Origin of the sequence: Streptomyces sp. NPDC127038 (assembly GCF_042725875.1) — a bacterium.
In the GTDB taxonomy this organism is placed as follows: domain Bacteria; phylum Actinomycetota; class Actinomycetes; order Streptomycetales; family Streptomycetaceae; genus Streptomyces.
In genome coordinates, this window is record NZ_JBHXDQ010000001.1 from 233,847 (window position 1) to 249,867 (window position 16,021).

Genomic DNA, 16,021 nt, shown 5'->3' on the forward strand with positions numbered 1-16,021 from the left:
GTCAGGCCTCCTGGGGCTGTGTGGGGGCGGCGGCGAACTCGGCCTCTCCGGCTGTCAGGTCCAGATAGGCCTGCTCCAACGTGCCCTCCTCCGCGGCGAGTTCGAGAACGGTGAGTCCCGCGGCCGAGGTGAGACGGCCGATGTCCTCCGGTCGTGCGTCGAACGCGGTCCAGCGGCCCTCCTCGCCCTCGGCGGCCTCGATGCCGTGCTGGGCGAGCAGGCCGCCGAGGGCGCGGCCGTCGGTGGAGCGGACCCGGACGCGGGGCCGCACGCGCGCGTCGATGAACGCGCGCATGGGCGTGTCGGCCAGAAGCCGGCCACGCCCGAGGACGACGAGATGGTCGGCGAAGGAGGCGGTCTCGTTCATGAGATGGCTGGAGACGAGGACGGTGCGCCCCTCGCGGGCCAGCCGGCGCAGCAGCTCCCGGATCCAGATGATCCCTTCGGGGTCGAGCCCGTTCGACGGTTCGTCGAGGAGCACCACGGCCGGGTCGCCGAGCAGGGCGGCCGCGATGCCCAGGCGCTGACGCATGCCCAGGGAGTACGTCCGCACCCGGCGCCGGGCCACCGGGGCGAGCCCGGTCTCCTCGAGGACCTCGTCCACCCGGCGATCGGGGATGCGGTGGGAGGCGGCCAGCGCTCTCAGGTGGTCCCGTCCGGCCCGCGATCCGTGCGCGGCCCCCGCGTCGAGGAGCGCGCCCACCGTCCGCAGCGGTTCGTCGAGAGTGGCGTAGGCGCGGCCCCCGATCGTGGCGGTGCCGGAGCCGGGCCGGTCGAGGCCCAGCACGAGCCGCATGGTGGTGGACTTCCCGGCGCCGTTCGGGCCGAGGAATCCGGTGACGCGGCCCGGAAGGACGCTGAAGGTCAGGTGGTCCACGGCGCGCGTGCCGCCGTACTCCTTGGTCAGGTCGTGGACGTCGATGCTGGTCATGGGCCCAGCGTGGCCGCCGTGGACCGGCCGGCGCCTCCCCCGCGCGTGGAGACCCTCTCCCCCGCCCGGGGGAGGTCCGTTGTCGGTGCCCGCTGGCACGATGACGGAATGGCCCGGTTCCTGCGCCCGCTGCTGTGGGGCACGACGTACACGCGTTTGCTGCACCTGTGGGTGCCGATGCTGTTCATCAGCGTCTGGCTCTACATCGACGCGACGAGGCCCTGGGTGCCCGCGCTGATGCTCGTTCCGCTGGGGCTGATCCCGGCCGTGCGGCGGGGCGAGGGCGTGCAGGCGCGGTTCATGCTGGCCCCGGGCGAACGGGGCGGTGAGGACACGGCGTTCTCGGTCGCGCCTTCGGCAGCCATGAGGGACCGGTGGCGGACCGTGCTCTGGCTGGAGGCGCGCATGCTGCTGGGCGTGACGGCCTCCATGGCCACCGTGTGGCTGCCCATGTTCGCCGTCGACCTCACCAGGTCGGCCCTCGGCTACTGGCCGTCCGGCGACCCCGTGATCAGGCTCCTGGACCCGCACTGGAGCAGCGCCCTGCTCGTTCCGCTGCCGCTGCTCGCCCTGTACGGGACCGTGGTCGGCCTCGGTGAACTGATCACGGCACTCGCGCGGCGGCTGCTCGGCCCCTCTCCCTCCGAGCGGCTCGCCGCGCTGGAGGAGCGCACGGAACAGCTCCTGGAGCGCAACCGCATCGCCCGTGAGCTCCACGATTCCATCGGCCACGCGCTCACCGTCGCGGTGGTGCAGGCCGGTGCCGCGCGCGCGGCGGGCGACCCGGAGTTCACCGCCCGCGCCCTGACGGCCATCGAGGAGACGGGACGGGACGCCCTGGAGGACCTGGAGCGGGTGCTCGGGGTGCTGCGCGAGGCGGATCGGCCCGTGAGCGCACGTCCCACGCTGACCGACGCCGACCGGCTGCTGGAGTCGGCGCGCACCTCGGGGGCGAAGGTGGACGCCGAGGTGTCGGGCCCGGTGGAGACGGTGGCGGGACCGGTGTCCAGGGAGGGCTACCGCATCCTCCAGGAGTCGCTCACCAATGTGCTCCGGCACGCCGGGAGCGTCCCGGTGCGGGTCCGGATCGAGGTCCGGGACGGCACCCTGTCCCTGGAGGTCCGCAATCCGCTGCCGGACGGCAGATCCGGTGCGGGCCGGGGCAGCGGTCTGCGGGGCATACGGGAGCGGGCCGCGCTGCTCGGCGGCAGCGCCAGGACGGGCCCGCACGAAGGCGACTGGCAGGTGCATGCAGAGCTGCCGCTGCACTGATCTACGCTGGCCGGATGCCGGTCACCGTTCTGCTCGTCGACGACGAGCCCCTCGTACGCGCCGGGCTGCGAGCCGTCCTTGAGGCACAGCCCGACATCGAGGTCGTCGGTGAGGCCGCCGACGGCGCCGCCGTGATCCCGCTGATCAGGCGGTTGCGTCCGGACGTGGTCGCCATGGATGTCCGGATGCCCCTGATGGACGGCATCGAGGCCACCCGCGCGGTGCTGCGGACCGTCGCCGACCCGCCCAAGATCCTCGTCGTGACGACGTTCGAGAACGACGAGTACGTCTACGAGGCGCTCCGCGCGGGAGCGGACGGGTTCCTCCTGAAGCGCGCGCGGCCCGCCGAGATCGTCCACGCGGTGCGGCTGGTCGCCGAGGGCGAGTCCCTGCTGTTCCCCGCCTCCGTACGGAGATTGGCGGCCGACTACGGGGACGACGGGGCCGGCGCGGCGGCTCGGGCGGTCATGGAAAGGGCCGCACTGACCGAGCGCGAGGCGGAGGTGCTGCGGCTGATGGCCCGGGGGATGTCCAACGCCGAGATCGCCGCGCGGCTGGTCGTCGGCACGGAGACGGTCAAGTCGCACGTCAGCTCCGTACTGGCGAAGCTGGGGGCCCGGGACCGTACGCAGGCGGTCATCGCGGCGTACGAGTCGGGGTTCGTGGCACCGGGCTGACGCGGACCCGGACAGCCGAAAGGGTCCCCGGCCCTCGCCGGGGTCCCCCACGACGAGTACGATCCGGCCAACACGCGTACGAGCTGGGAGGACGGACGTTGGGGCAGTTGACCGGCGGGGATCCCTCTCTGCTGCGACGGATCAATTCCGCGGTGGTCCTGCACGCGCTGCGTGCCACGGACATCGCGACCCTCACCGAGATCACCCGGGTGACCGGGCTGTCACGGCCGACGGTCGAGGGAGTCGTCGAGGGGCTGATCGAGAACGGGCTCGTCGTCGAGAAGGCGGCCGAGGAGGGCGCCACGCGGCGCCAGGGGCGTCCCGCGCGCAGGTTCCGGTTCCGGGCCGAGGCGGGGCATCTGCTGGGCCTGGAGATCGGCCCGCACCGCGTCGCCGCGCTGCTCGCTGACCTGGACGGGCGCGTGATGGGCGCGATGGCCAAGGACGTGGAGGAGACGGCGTCCGCCGACGAGCGGCTCGAACGGCTGCGGGTGGCGGTCGCGGAACTGCTGCGCAGGGCGGGTGTCGCCCGCAGCTCGCTGCGCGCGGTGGGCGTGGGGAGCCCCGGCATCGTGGAGGCGGACGGCACCGTACGTCTGGGCACGGCGCTGCCGGAGTGGACGGGGCTGCCGCTGGGCGAGCGGCTGAGCCGTTCCTTCAAGTGTCCTGTGCTCGTGGAGAACGACGCCAACGCGGCGGCGGTCGCGGAGCACTGGAAGGGCGCGGCGACCGACGTCGACGACGTGGTGTTCGTACTCGCGGGGCTGAGTCCGGGCGCGGGCGCGCTGATCGGCGGACGGCTGCACCGGGGGTTCGGCGGGGCGGCGGGCGAGATCGGCGCGCTGCATCTGCTGGGCCGTGACGTCACTCCCGAGACGCTGCTGTCGACGACGGACGAGCCGTTGCACCCGCTCGACGAGCAGGCGGTCGCGAAGGTGTTCGCGCTGGCCAAGGACGGCGACCAGCGGGCCCGCGCGGCGGTCGACCGGTTCATCCAGCGGCTGGTGCACGACGTGGCAGCCCTGGTGCTGGCCCTGGATCCGGAGCTGGTCGTCATCGGCGGCTGGGCGGCGGGGCTCGACGGCGTGCTGGAGCCGCTGCGCCGGGAGTTGGCGCGCTACTGCCTGCGGCCGCCGAGAGTGGCCCTGTCGATGCTGGGCGAGGCCGCCGTGGCGACCGGTGCGCTGCGGCTGGCGCTCGACCATGTGGAGGAGCAGCTGTTCGCGGTCGAGGGAACCGTGACGGCACGCCGCTGAGGCACGAGCGGGCACGGGCGGGGCACGGACACCGGCCGGGGCATCCGTCTCGACGGGGGTCCCGGCCATGGACGTGAAACCCGTCGCACCCCGGAGTGTTCCGGGGTGCGACGGGTGAAGTGCGCGGGCCCGTCCTTGACCGCGAGGCGGCCGGGGACGGGCGACTCAGGAGGCGCGGCGCTCCGGGTCGTGGTGGATCTCCACACCGCCGGAATCACCGAACGTGAGCCGGCAGGTGTCGGCACGGTACGTGGCCACGGACACCGCCGCGGTGCGTCCCTCGGTGAAGAAGCGGGTCGTGACGACGAGGACGGGCGCCCCCGGAAGACGGTCGAGCTCCTTGGCGTCGTCCGCGCGGGCCGAGCCGAGCTCGACGGCACGGTCCTGGCCCTCCAGCTCCAGTCGCTGGAGCTCCCGCAGCACGGCACGCGCGCGTGCGGCACCCGAGGGCGCGTCGATCGCCGACAGGTCAGGCACCGAGGACGCCGGGATGTACAGGAGTTCCGCGGCCACCGGCTGACCGTGCGTCACCCGGGACCGGCGGACGGTGTGCACCGTCTCGCCGTCCGCGAGCTCCAGCATGCCGGCCACCGGCGCGAGCGGTGTCGCCATGGTGCAGTCCGCCGCGTGCCAGGCATCGCCCGCCGCCCCCGGCCACACGTGCTGTTCCGTTCCGACGGCCACGCCCATGCGCGGGGGCGCGACGGTGGTGCCCACGCCGCGACGGCGCTGCAGACGGCCTTCCAGTTCCAGCTGTTCGAGCGCCTGGCGCAGGGTCGCCCGGGCGACGCCGAAGCGGGCCGCGAGGTCACGTTCGTTGGGCAGGATCTCGCCCACGGTGAACTCGGAGTCAAGCGCTTCGCTGAGCACGGTCCTGAGATGCCAGTACTTCGGTTCCGGCACCGTTTCCAACTGCGTGGTCCCCACCCTGTCCTCCGCAATCGCCGTGTCCCGGCGGCGTTTTAACGCCCTTGTTTATTAAAGGTTCCTGCACTATCCCTGCGACCATAGGGCGACCCCCACCCTTGGTCAAGACCAATCCTGGAACCCGTGCGGTTTGCGCGGGCGCCCCGCGGCGGAGCGTTCACGGGGTGTTCGCGCCGGGCGACGTTCGTGACACAACGCCGAAAGCCCCCGTACAAAGTCGGGGGTCGAGTGCCACCGTCCCGCCCGACACTTTCACCGGTGTCCGGGCGAATCAGCCGCTCCGGAGCACAATGACCGCGGGCCGCCGGAGGCCGACGGTCCCGAGGCAACGGGAGGAATGACCATGCGATACGGAGTTCTGGGCACGGGCGACGTGGGACGCACCCTGGCCGGCAAGCTGGTCGAGCTGGGCCACGAGGTCACCCTGGGCTCGCGCACCAAGGACAACGCGGCGGCCGTCGAGTGGGCCGAGGGCGCGGGCCCCACGGCGCATCACGGCACTTTCGCGGACGCGGCGGCGTTCGGCGAGGTGGTCGTGAACGCGGTGGGCGGGCGGATCGCGCTCACCGTGCTCGGCTCGGCCGGGGAGGAGAACCTGGACGGCAAGGTGCTGCTCGACGTGTCCAACCCCATGGCGTTCGAGGACGGTGAACTGCGTCTGTCGCCGGTCGAGTCGGACAGCGTGGGCGAGCAGATCCAGCGGGCCTTCCCCGCGGCCCGTGTGGTGAAGAGTCTCAACACCGTCAACTGCCAGGTGATGGTGGACCCTTCGAAGGTGCCGGGCGAGCACCAGATCTTCGTGTCCGGTGACGACGAGGGCGCCAAGGCTCAGGTGACGGCACTGCTGGGCGAGTTCGGCTGGCCCGCGGACCGGGTCTTCGACCTCGGGGGCATCCGCACCGCGCGGTCCGCGGAGATGTACCTGCCGCTGTGGCTGGACCTCATGCGGGGCATCGGGCACGCGGACTTCAACGTGGAGGTGCGCAGGGCGCGTTAGCGCCGGGGCGCGGGACCACGGGGGGCGGGCGCAGGTTCCGCCGCGGGGAGGCCTGGCGCGGCCGTGTGGTCGTGCGACGGGGCGGCGGGTGCGGGTGTCCGGTGCCTGGTGTGCGGTTCGTACGGGTTCGGGGCTACCCGTCGGTAGCAGTTGCTGACAAGCTGTCTACGAGATGGTTCGTCACGGCGTTCAGACGAGGAGTACTCCCATGTCCGACACGGTCACCGTCAGCCTCCCCTCACCGCGCGGCCCGAAGGCTGTCACCGTGTCCTACGCGCGCGTGGGCACCGGTGAACCGCTGCTCCTGCTGCACGGGATCGGTCACCACCGCCAGGCCTGGGACCCGGTCATCCCCATCCTGGCGGCCGAACGCGACGTGATCGCGGTCGACCTCCCCGGTTTCGGTGCCTCCCCGGCGCTTCCCGACGGGCTCACCCACGACCTCACGACGGTGGTGCCCCTGCTCGGGGCGCTGTGCGAGGCCCTGGAGCTCGGACGGCCGCACGTCGCCGGCAACTCGCTCGGCGGGCTGCTGGCCCTGGAACTGGGCCGCGAGAAGCTCGTACGGTCCGTGACCGCGCTCTCGCCGGCCGGCTTCTGGTCGCCGGTGGAGCGGCGCTACGCCTTCGGCCTGCTGATCGCCATGCGCCAGGCGGCCCGGCGCATGCCCCTGCCGGTCGTCGAGCGGCTCTCCCGGTCGGCGGCCGGGCGGACGGTGCTGACCAGCACCATCTACGCCCGCCCCGGCCGCCGTTCACCCGACGCGGTCGTCGCCGAGACCCTGGCGCTGGCCCACGCCGAGGGATTCGCCGAGACCCTCCGGGCCGGTACGAACGTCCAGTTCACGGACGACATCCCGACGCTGCCCGTCACCGTGGCCTGGGGGACGAAGGACCGCCTCCTGATGCGCCGCCAGGGTGTCCGGGCCAAGCAGATCATTCCGCGGGCCCGGCTGGTGCGGCTGCCCGGCTGCGGCCACGTCCCGATGAACGACGACCCGGCGCTGGTCGCCCGGGTCGTCCTGGACGGCAGCCGGCCCGGCAGCCGCTGAGCCGTCCTCGGGGACGGCGGCCGGACGGCCCTCGGCGGCGGGCCGGGGGCCCCGGCCCCCGAGAAAGCTCAGCGCGCCCGACCCGAGGGCCACTCCGGCACCCACCAGGACACTGCCCGCGGCCTGCGCGAGCCCGTAGGAGCCGGTGCCCACGAGCGGCGCGGTCAGGGCGGCGGAGACCGGGACGAGTCCGGAGAACAGCGTGGCGCGCTCCGCGCCGATGCGCTGCACCGCCATGTACCAGCACACGAAGCCGACGACCGTGACGACCGCCGCCTGCCACAGCAGCGCGGTCGCCTCGGTGACGTCGGGCATCCGCAGCCACGCCCCGCGGCCGCGGATCATCCCGGCCGCGGCCGACTCGACCGCGGCGACACCGCACACGGTGGCCGACAGCAGGCGCGGTCCGAGCGGACGCAGGACGGGCACGGCCAGTACGGCGAAGCCGGCCTCTCCGGCCAGCGCGCCCACGGAGTACGCGATCCCGGCCGCGTCCGTGCGGCCCCACCCCTGAACGGCGAAGGCGCCCAGGGCGACGAGCGATGCCCCGTACAGGACACGGTGCCGCGGGCGGCGTCCCTCCTGGAGCGGCACGAGCACCGCCACGACGAGCGGGGCGCAGCCCACGAAGACTCCGGGGACCGCCGGTTCGGCCGTGCGCTCGGCGGCGAGCACCGCGAGGTTGAAGCCGACCATGCCGACGGCCGCGATCCCGGCGAGGCGGCCCCACTGCCGGAGGGTGAGCCGGCGCAGGGGAGCGGCGCCGGCCCGGCCGACGAGGGGCAGCAGAAGAAGACAGGCGAGGGCGTACCGCAGGAACTGGCCGCCCGCGTACGGGTAGTGGCCCAGCACGCTGTTGGCAGTGAAGGATGCCCCGACGAGCACACAGGCGAGGGCGGCGAACAGGGCGCCCCGGGTGGTGGTGGCGTTCATGCCGTCGACGCTAGGGACGATCGTGGCCCGGTTCGAGGTCCACTTCCGTGGCGGGTTGGCGGACCAATTCCACCGGCACACCCCACAGTCCGGCCTCACGGCTGACGCCGCCGGGTGGAGGGCGAGTACGGCGTCGGCGATGCCGGCTCACAGGTCCAGCTCGATGCCGAAGGCGGCTTCTCCGGTGCCGAACAGGGGGTCGACCTCGGCCTCCTGGATCCGCTTGAGGACGTGCGGATGCGTTTCCGTCGCCTCCAGTCGGTCCAGCGCCCGGCGGAACCCCCGGGTCAGAACTCCAGGCCCGGTAACAGGACATAGGGTCCAGTTCCATGACGTCATCCGGGACCCGTCGCACGGGGCCACCTCCGGGCGCCGCGGAAGGGCCGGGTCCCTCGTCGGCCGCGTGGGAGCTGCTCCTGCCGGCCGCCGCGGCGCCGCCACGCGCGCGTGGGCGCACCCTTCAGGCCGCGCTGCGCGAGGCGGTCCGTTCCGGACAGCTCGCTCCCGGTACCCGGCTGCCGTCCAGCCGGGCGCTCGCCGCTGACCTCGGCGTGTCGCGGGGGCTGGTCACCGAGGCGTACGAGCAGCTGACGGCGGAGGGGTATCTGCGCAGTGGCCGGGGCGCCGGTACCTGGGTGGGCGGGGCGGTCCGCGCGGTCGGCCCACGCGCGCGTGACCGCGCCGCCCGGCCCCCAGGGGTACTGGCCGACTTCGTCCCGGGAACCCCCGACCTGTCCCTCTTCCCGCGCTCCACATGGGCCGCAGCGCACCGCGGGGTACTGTCCGAACTGCCCCACCAGGCGCTGGGCTACCCGGATCCGCGCGGTCTGCCGAGGCTGCGGACCGCCCTCGCCGAACTCCTCGTGCGCCGCCGGGGCGTGGTCGCCGACCCGGAGCGCGTGATCGTGGTCTCCGGGGTCGCCCAGGCGATGACCCTGCTCGGACTCGTGCTCCGCGCGCGCGGGACGACCGGCGTGGGCGTCGAGGACCCGGGAAGTCCGGAGCTGGGCTCGCTGTTCGCCTCGGCCGGCGTTGGCACCGTACCGTTGCCGCTCGACGACGAGGGCCTCGCGATCGCTCCGTTGCGGGCCTCGGGGGTGCGGGCCGTGGTCACGACACCGGCCCACCAGTTCCCCACGGGGATCGCCTACTCGGCGCGGCGTCGTGCCGGACTCCTCGACTGGGCCCGGTCCGTGGACGGGCTGCTGATCGAGGACGACTACGACGGCGACTTCCGCTACGACCGCGCCCCGGTGGGTGCCCTCCAGGGCCTCGACCCCGAACAGGTGGCGTACACGGGCTCGGTGAGCAAATCGCTCGCCCCGGGGCTCCGCCTCGGCTGGCTCCTCGTCCCGGCGTCCCACTTCGAGGAGGTCGTCGAGCGCAAGCGCACCATGGACCTCGGCAACCCGGCCCTCGACCAGGCGCTCCTGGCCCGCTTCGTGGAACGCGGCGACTACGACCGTCAGTTGCGCCGCTGCCAGCGTGCCTACCGGGAGCGGCGCGACACCTTGGTCGCGGCCCTGGAGGAGCACTTTCCGGGCACGGAGGTGTCGGGGATCGCGGCCGGACTGCACGTCGTCGCCGCCCTGCCCGGCCGGTACGGACCCCAGGACCGTTTCCTGGAACGGGTCACGGCGGCCGGGGTCGTGGTCCGGCCCTCGGCGCACTACGGAGCGTCGGCCCCGGACGGCGTACGGCTCGTGCTGGGGTACGCCCATCTGGCTCCCGCGCGGATCCGGGACGGCGTGCGGCTGATGGCGGAGGCGGTGTGTTCATCCACGGTTTCCGTGCGCGCTGCCGCGCGCCAGTAGTTGTGGCTCTGCACACTGGCCGAATCCGTACTCGGAGGCGTATCCATGGCGCACAGTCCGCTCAACTCGTCCCCAGGCCGCCGCAGCGTGCTGCGCGGCTCCCTCGCCGCGTCGGCGGCGCTGGCCCTGCCCACCACGCTGGGCTCGGCGCCGGCGTTCGCCCTGTCCGGCCGGCCGACGGCCGGCTGGGGCGTGCAGGCCGGAGACGTGACCGCCGACTCCGGTCTGGTGTGGGTCCGCTCCGACCGGCCCGCACGGATGATCGTCGAGACCTCGGCGACCGCCTCGTTCCGCGCCCCGCGCAGATGGCACGGTCCCCTGCTCGGCGCCGACACGGACTTCACCGGGACGACCCGGCTTCGCGGGCTGCCCGCGGGCGAACAGATCCACTACCGCGTGCTGCTCGCCGACCCCGACGACCCCCGGCGCACCGGCGAGCCGGTGAACGGGACCTTCCGCACCGTTCCGCACGCGCGCCGGGGTGGTGTGCGCTTCCTCTGGTCGGGCGACCTCGCGGGCCAGGGCTGGGGCATCAACCCGGACCTCGGCGGATACCGCATCTACGACGCGATGGCCCGGCTCGACCCCGACTTCTTCCTGTGCAGCGGCGACAACATCTACGCGGACGGGCCGATCGCGGCGACGGCCCCGCTTCCCGACGGCGGTACCTGGCGGAACGTCACCACCGAGGAGAAGTCCAAGGTCGCCGAGTCCCTGGCGGAGTTCCGCGGCAACTTCCGCTACAACCTGCTCGACGAGAACCTCAGGCGGTTCAACGCCCAGGTGCCCTCCGTCATCCAGTGGGACGACCACGAGGTGCGCAACAACTGGTATCCGGGAGAGGTGATCGCCACCACGGACACGCGGTACACGGAGAAGAGCGTCGACGTCCTGGCGGCACGGGCCCGGCGGGCTTTCAGCGAGTACTTCCCGGTGTCGACCCTGCGGCCCGGGGACCCGGACGGCCGTGTGCACCGGGTCATGCGCCACGGTCCGCTCCTTGACCTGTTCGTCCTCGACATGCGCAGCTATCGCAACCCCAACTCCCCGGACGACCAGACGACCGATCCCCAGGGCATCCTCGGCGCCGCGCAGCTGGAGTGGCTGAAGCGGGAGCTGTCGCGCTCCCGTGCCGTGTGGAAGGTGATCGCCGCGGACATGCCGCTCGGTCTCGTCGTCCCGGACACGACCGAGGGGCGGCCCGACTTCGAGGCGGTGGCCCAGGGCGACCCCGGCGCACCGCTCGGACGTGAGCTCCAACTGGCCGAGCTGCTGCGGTTCGTCAAGCACCGGCGGATCACGGGCACGGTGTGGCTGACGGCTGACGTGCACCACACCTCCGCGCAGCACTATCAGCCGTCGCGAGCCGCGTTCACCGACTTCGAGCCGTTCTGGGAGTTCGTCTCGGGTCCGCTGAACGCCGGGGCCTTCCCGGCCAGCGCGCTTGACGGCACCTTCGGCCCCGAGCGGGTGTTCGTGAAGGCTCCCGTCGCCTCGAACGTCTCGCCCGCCGGCGGCTACCAGTTCTTCGGCGAGGTCGACATCGACGGCGACAGCGGGGAACTGACGGTACGTCTGCGCGAGCAGGACGGGACCGTGCTGTTCACGCAGGTGCTCCAGCCGGGACGCGTGGGGCAGTAGGCGTACGGGCCCGCCGTGCCGGATCCGGGCTCGCCCGCGGCACACGGCACGGCGGGCCGTGACGCCTGACCATCACCGCGGGCAGCCGCCGCGGGCCGTCACCGGGTGCCGTCACCGTGGGCAGCCGCCGCGGGCCGTCGCTGCGAGGCGTCCGCCGGATGCGGCGGGCAGCACCGTCCGGTGAGCAAGTCCTCGCAGGTCAGGAGCGATTGTCAGTGGTCGCGTCTACGGTTTTTCCATGACGCGATCGTTGCAGGCCGTGGCCTACACCCGACCCTCCGCGCTGGAGTCCGCGCCCGGCGGACGACGGCTGGGACTGGAGACCTCACGGGGCTCCACGCCCACGGGGATCCAGGACCATCCGCGGTTCTTCTCCGGCTTCCTGACGTCACCTCAGGTGGCGGCGGCCGGCCTGCTGGCGGTGGCCGACGTCGCCGCGGCCCGCTACTACCAGCCGCAGCTGCGGGCCTCCCTGGACCCGGTGGTCACGGGCAACGGTGACCGGCTGCGGTTCGAGTCCTTCTCCGGCTGCGGCGGGGTGTACGCGCGTCTCGACGTGCTGACCCCCGGCCTCGACGGCGACGAGATCGGCCACGGGACGACGAACGTCGACGTCAACAACCCGCTGCGCGAGGCCCTTTCCCGCATCGGCACGGACGACCCCCTGCACCTCCGGGTCGGTCCGGACGAGATGGCCGTGACCACCCTGGACGGACCGGTGGTGGAGAAGAAGGTGCCGCTTCCTGACCGCTGGCTTCGGGGATTCGCCGAGGCCCAGGTGACGGCCGCCGCCTTCGACCTGAGGGCGGAGCTGCCCGCGGCCGAGGCCGTACGGTTCCTGCGCTCGCTCCCGCGCGGCACGGGGCGCGGCCGGTCGGGCCCCGCCCAGTGGGTGGTGCCGGTGGGGCGGGGGCTGCGTCCGACGACCCGGCCGGTGCCGGGAGCGGTCTGTCTGCCGGGACCCGACCGGTTGATCGCGCTCCAGAGGGTGCTGCGCCACGCGACCGCCCTGCGGGTGTACGGCCCGCCGGTCTCCGGGGACGCGACCCTGGCCGCCGCCTGGGAAGCGGTCCTCCCTGGGATGCGGCTGACGCTCACGCTGTCTCCGGACGCCTCCCGCGGCTTCTCCGGCGAGGGCGGGGTGCTGGACGCCCTCGCCACCGACGAGGCCGCCGACGACGCGGAGCTGATCGCGGTCCTGCTGGCCTGGGAGCCGCGCGTCGACGTGGGCGACCTGGCCGCCGCCTCCGGTCTGCCGGCCGAGCGGGTGCGGTCGGCCCTGGTCCGGCTGGGCACGTCGGGCCGGGTCGGCTACGACACCGCGGAGGCCGCGTACTTCCACCGGGAGCTGCCGTACGACGCGGGGCGGGCCGAACGGCACAATCCGCGCCTGCGGTCGGCCCTCGCCCTGGTGTCGGCGGGCGCGGTCGCGCTGGACGGAGTCATCGGCACGGTGACGGCGGAGGACGGACATGTGCACCGCGTCCGCGACGACGCGGGCACGCTGAGCTGTTCCTGCCTGTGGTGGGCGAAGTACCGGGGTGGCCGCGGGCCGTGCAAGCACGCGCTCGCGGTGCGGATGGTGCGCCGCGGCGCCACCACCGGGGCCGGACACGGGAACGGCCCCGTTCACGTCGCGGCGACGGCCGCGACCGCGGGGCGCATCGAGGAAATGACGGGCGTTCCGGTCGACGGGGGCGATGGGCGATGAGTGGCACGGCACTGCTGGAAGCGGTACGCGCGGGGCGGACCGTCGAGGCCACCGGCCTCCTGGACGGGATGACGGACGCCGAACGCCGTTCCTGTCTGCCCGCGTTGAAGGAGCTCCGCAAGGAACTGCGCTCCGCGCCGTGGAACGCGGCCTCCCGGGCGGCCTGTCCGGCGCTGCACGCGGCGGGGGCCGCGTGTCACACCGGCGCCGCCGGAGCGGCGACCTGGATCGCCGGCGTCGACATGCGCTGGTCCCAGGCCTCGCCGGGTGTCCTGCTCCATGTGCTCGGCGACCGCGAGTCCGACTGGCTCGGTGATCTGGCCCACCGGCTCGCCGCCCGGCCCGCCGCCTCCCGGCTGCCGTTCGCGCTGCTGTCGGGGCTGGTGGGGCTGTCCGGCTGCGAGGTCCCGACGACGGACGCCTATGTGCGGGGCTGGTTCGAGCACATCGGCGCCTCGTGGAACGGCGGCCGTTCCGTGGCGCAGCGGCTGCGCCAGGAACCGCACCTGCCCGTGATGATCAACGCGCTGTTCGAGTCGCTGGAGGTCACCGGGCAGATCGCCTGGCTGTTCGGCGACGGACCGGGCAGTTGGTACAACGCCCTCGCCGAGCTGGCCGAGGAGGGCACTCTCGACCGCAAGGTGCTGGTGGACGCGTGCGTCGCGCGGCTCCTGCGCGGTGGCGCCCCGGCCGACCAGCGGGTGTTCCTGCGTCTGCTGTCGTCGCTGGCCCTGACCCGTGCCGAGGAACGCGAGCGCTCTGCCGACTGGACGGCGCTCGCCTGCCAGGCCGTTCCGGCCGTGGCCTGGCACGCGCAGTCCGTGCTCGCCTCCTTCGCGCTGGACGGTGAACTGACGTCCCGGCAGCTGGCGGAGATGTCGGCGGGCGTGCTCTTCCGCACCGAGAAGAAGCTGGTCCGCGCCCAGCTCGTGCTGCTCGGGAAGGTCCTCAAGCGCGATCCGTCCACGGCCGGGGTGCTGCTGCCCGCGGTGGCGGAGGCGTTCGGGCACGAGGACACGGATGTGCAGGAGCGGGCGCTGAAGCTGGTGGAACGCCACATCGCGGCACTGCCCTCCACATCGGGAACGGACACCACCGACGAGCCGCGCCCCGCGGACGGCACGGGCGGCCCCGAGGCCGCGGACGACGCCCGGGAGCGGCTCTGCGAGCTCGCCGCGGACCTGAGCCCCGGGCTGCGGATCCGGGCGCGGCGCGTCCTCGGCATCGACGTCCCCGGAGCCGCCTCGACGGTCCAGGAGGACGTGCTGCCTCCCGTTCCGGAGCCGGAACGGCTCACGCCCGCACCGGAGTCGGTGACCGAACTGGCCGAGGAGGTCAGCGCGATACTGGCCTCCGGCGGTGGCGTCGCCGCGTTCGAGCGTGCCCTGGACGGTCTGGTCCGGCACGCCCACCGCGACCGCGGCGCTCTGGTGGAGGCCCTCGGGCCGGTGGTCGCGCGGTGCTGGTGGAAGGACCGTGACCCGCGGTACCCGAGCTCGGACCGGGTCTTCCGGGAGTCGCCGCACGGTCTCGAAGTGGTCCTCGCGGCCCTGTTCGAGGAGGTCGGCACGGACACCCTCCACGCGGCGACACAGCACGGACCGACGAGCGGCAACTGCCATCACAGCGCGCTCTCCCGCGCCTTCGAGGCGCGGCTGTGGGAGGCGGCCTACCGGCTCCGCGCGGAGCCCATGCCGTTCCTGCTGGCCACGCCCAGCTGGGACACCGGACTCCTGGAGCCCGGTGAACTGGTCGAGCGTCTCACCGAGTACCGCCGTCTCGACGCCCGTCCGGGAACGGCCGACTTCGCCCAGGCGCTCCTGCGCGTACGGCGCGACGACCCGGCGGTGTCGGCGGCAGCGGCGGCCGGGGCCCGCGCGCTCGACAGCCCGGAGGGGTACCGGCTCGCCCAGTGGCTCTCCGGGGAGGGCCCGCTGCTCCCCACGAGCCGCCGCAGGACGTCCGGCGTCCGGGTCCTGCTGGAGCTTGGTGAACTGGAGGAGATCCAGGATCTGTTCCCCAGCGAGTTCAGACCCTTGGGCCGTCCCCTGACGGTGTTCAAGGACCACTGGTACTGCCGGCACTGGGGTGTCACGGACCAGCAGCACTGGCCGGCCGTCGTCCCGGGCCGCCGTGAGCTGGTGGCCGCGCGCCTGCTGCGCGACATCAGCACGGCGGCGGTCGAGGACACCCGCATGGACGCCATGACGCTGCCGCTGCTCGCGGAGGCGGACGGCACGGCGGGCGAGGCCCTGCATCTGTGCGTGGCGTACGGGCTCGGGGCCCGGCATCCCGAGGACCGACTCGCCGCGGTGGACGCCCTACTGGTTCTCGCGGCCCGGGGACAGCTCGACGCCGGGCGGCTCGGCGCGGACCTCGGGGAGCTGGTCCACAGGGGCGCGCTGAAGAAGTCCCGGCTGGCCGAGTCGATACGCACGGCGGCCGCCACGGGCGCGTACGCCACCGTCTGGTCGGTGCTGCGCGGTCTGCTGCCGGTCCTGCTGGCCGACCTCGCCGCGGACGGGTCGGGCGGCGCGGCGCGGGGGCTCGGCGAGCTGCTGGCCGTCGCCGCCGACTGTGCCGAGCGGTCGGGGGCGCGCGGCGACCTGACGCACCTCGCCGGGACCGCCGGCCGGCAGGGCTCGTCCAAGGTGGTGACCCAGGCCCGGCGGCTGCTCACCGCGCTGACCGGGGAAGCCGCGGCCTGACCCCACCAAGTGGGCAACGGACCCTCACCGCCGAGGCAAAAGACCCGTAAAAAGAACTATAAAAAGGACAGAATGACACTTAACCGATCAGTCACAAGCCGTT

The 16,021-nt window shown here is 73.6% G+C and carries 12 protein-coding genes and 1 pseudogene; 9 read left to right on the forward strand and 4 right to left on the reverse strand.

The genetic code is table 11. The features are described 5' to 3' along the window. Position 1: 1 nt before the first annotated feature. On the reverse strand, positions 2–931 hold the full coding sequence (locus tag ACFWI4_RS01105) for an ATP-binding cassette domain-containing protein (RefSeq protein WP_387189471.1): 930 nt from the start codon (positions 929–931) through the stop codon (positions 2–4). A 108-nt stretch (positions 932–1,039) separates the two neighbouring features. Here ACFWI4_RS01105 and ACFWI4_RS01110 point away from each other — a divergent pair, with 108 nt between their 5' ends. The 3 genes from ACFWI4_RS01110 to ACFWI4_RS01120 all read left to right on the forward strand — a co-directional run bounded on the left by ACFWI4_RS01110 (position 1,040) and on the right by ACFWI4_RS01120 (position 4,136). Then, positions 1,040–2,203 carry a sensor histidine kinase gene (locus tag ACFWI4_RS01110; protein ID WP_387189472.1) on the forward strand — a complete coding sequence of 388 codons (1,164 nt, stop codon included), beginning with the start codon at positions 1,040–1,042 and terminating at the stop codon, positions 2,201–2,203. A 14-nt stretch (positions 2,204–2,217) separates the two neighbouring features. Next, entirely contained in the window at positions 2,218–2,880 is a 663-nt protein-coding gene (locus ACFWI4_RS01115; RefSeq protein WP_385396084.1) for a response regulator, read from the forward strand. Positions 2,881–2,978: 98 nt separating this feature from the next. After that, on the forward strand, positions 2,979–4,136 hold the full coding sequence (locus tag ACFWI4_RS01120) for an ROK family transcriptional regulator (protein ID WP_387189473.1): 1,158 nt from the start codon (positions 2,979–2,981) through the stop codon (positions 4,134–4,136). 165 nt (positions 4,137–4,301) lie between these two features. On the opposite strand, the gene ACFWI4_RS01125 is transcribed toward ACFWI4_RS01120, so the two are convergent. After that, on the reverse strand, positions 4,302–5,063 hold the full coding sequence (locus ACFWI4_RS01125; RefSeq protein ID WP_387189474.1) for a GntR family transcriptional regulator: 762 nt from the start codon (positions 5,061–5,063) through the stop codon (positions 4,302–4,304). A gap of 343 nt (positions 5,064–5,406) precedes the next feature. Here ACFWI4_RS01125 and ACFWI4_RS01130 point away from each other — a divergent pair, with 343 nt between their 5' ends. After that, entirely contained in the window at positions 5,407–6,060 is a 654-nt protein-coding gene (locus ACFWI4_RS01130; RefSeq protein WP_387189476.1) for an NADPH-dependent F420 reductase, read from the forward strand. Between the two features lie 208 nt (positions 6,061–6,268). Next, complete coding sequence (locus ACFWI4_RS01135; protein WP_387189477.1) at positions 6,269–7,111, forward strand: alpha/beta fold hydrolase; 843 nt, start codon at positions 6,269–6,271, stop codon at positions 7,109–7,111. A 96-nt stretch (positions 7,112–7,207) separates the two neighbouring features. Here the strand turns inward: ACFWI4_RS01135 and ACFWI4_RS01140 are convergent. Continuing rightward, positions 7,208–8,143 (reverse strand): annotated as a pseudogene (locus ACFWI4_RS01140) (DMT family transporter); the annotation flags it as partial. 48 nt (positions 8,144–8,191) lie between these two features. Then, positions 8,192–8,383 (reverse strand): hypothetical protein, encoded by a 192-nt coding sequence (locus ACFWI4_RS01145; protein WP_387189478.1) that lies wholly within the window; start codon positions 8,381–8,383, stop codon positions 8,192–8,194. Here ACFWI4_RS01145 and ACFWI4_RS01150 point away from each other — a divergent pair. The 4 genes from ACFWI4_RS01150 (at position 8,374) to ACFWI4_RS01165 (ending at position 15,918) form a co-directional block, all read left to right on the forward strand. Further along, a complete protein-coding gene (locus tag ACFWI4_RS01150) occupies positions 8,374–9,858 on the forward strand; it encodes a PLP-dependent aminotransferase family protein (protein ID WP_387189479.1) in 1,485 nt (494 codons plus the stop codon). The genes ACFWI4_RS01145 and ACFWI4_RS01150 overlap by 10 nt on opposite strands. Positions 9,859–9,903: 45 nt before the next feature. After that, positions 9,904–11,499: an alkaline phosphatase D family protein gene (locus ACFWI4_RS01155; protein WP_387189480.1), complete on the forward strand. Its 1,596-nt coding sequence runs from the start codon at positions 9,904–9,906 to the stop codon at positions 11,497–11,499. A gap of 238 nt (positions 11,500–11,737) precedes the next feature. Next, on the forward strand, positions 11,738–13,210 hold the full coding sequence (locus tag ACFWI4_RS01160) for an SWIM zinc finger family protein (RefSeq protein WP_387189481.1): 1,473 nt from the start codon (positions 11,738–11,740) through the stop codon (positions 13,208–13,210). After that, complete coding sequence (locus ACFWI4_RS01165) at positions 13,207–15,918, forward strand: DUF6493 family protein (RefSeq protein ID WP_387189482.1); 2,712 nt, start codon at positions 13,207–13,209, stop codon at positions 15,916–15,918. The genes ACFWI4_RS01160 and ACFWI4_RS01165 overlap by 4 nt, the downstream gene beginning before the upstream one ends. The last annotated feature ends 103 nt before the right edge of the window (positions 15,919–16,021 follow it).

Excerpts from the sequence above, each read along its gene's own strand:
- ACFWI4_RS01160 (WP_387189481.1), top strand. The coding sequence starts at position 11,738 with ATGACGCGATCGTTGCAGGCCGTGGCCTACACCCGACCCTCCGCGCTG.
- ACFWI4_RS01115 (WP_385396084.1), top strand. The coding sequence starts at position 2,218 with ATGCCGGTCACCGTTCTGCTCGTCGACGACGAGCCCCTCGTACGCGCC.
- ACFWI4_RS01165 (WP_387189482.1), top strand. The coding sequence starts at position 13,207 with ATGAGTGGCACGGCACTGCTGGAAGCGGTACGCGCGGGGCGGACCGTC.
- ACFWI4_RS01130 (WP_387189476.1), top strand. The coding sequence starts at position 5,407 with ATGCGATACGGAGTTCTGGGCACGGGCGACGTGGGACGCACCCTGGCC.
- ACFWI4_RS01155 (WP_387189480.1), top strand. The coding sequence starts at position 9,904 with ATGGCGCACAGTCCGCTCAACTCGTCCCCAGGCCGCCGCAGCGTGCTG.
- ACFWI4_RS01145 (WP_387189478.1), bottom strand. The coding sequence starts at position 8,383 with ATGACGTCATGGAACTGGACCCTATGTCCTGTTACCGGGCCTGGAGTT.
- ACFWI4_RS01150 (WP_387189479.1), top strand. The coding sequence starts at position 8,374 with ATGACGTCATCCGGGACCCGTCGCACGGGGCCACCTCCGGGCGCCGCG.
- ACFWI4_RS01110 (WP_387189472.1), top strand. The coding sequence starts at position 1,040 with ATGGCCCGGTTCCTGCGCCCGCTGCTGTGGGGCACGACGTACACGCGT.
- ACFWI4_RS01135 (WP_387189477.1), top strand. The coding sequence starts at position 6,269 with ATGTCCGACACGGTCACCGTCAGCCTCCCCTCACCGCGCGGCCCGAAG.
- ACFWI4_RS01105 (WP_387189471.1), bottom strand. The coding sequence starts at position 931 with ATGACCAGCATCGACGTCCACGACCTGACCAAGGAGTACGGCGGCACG.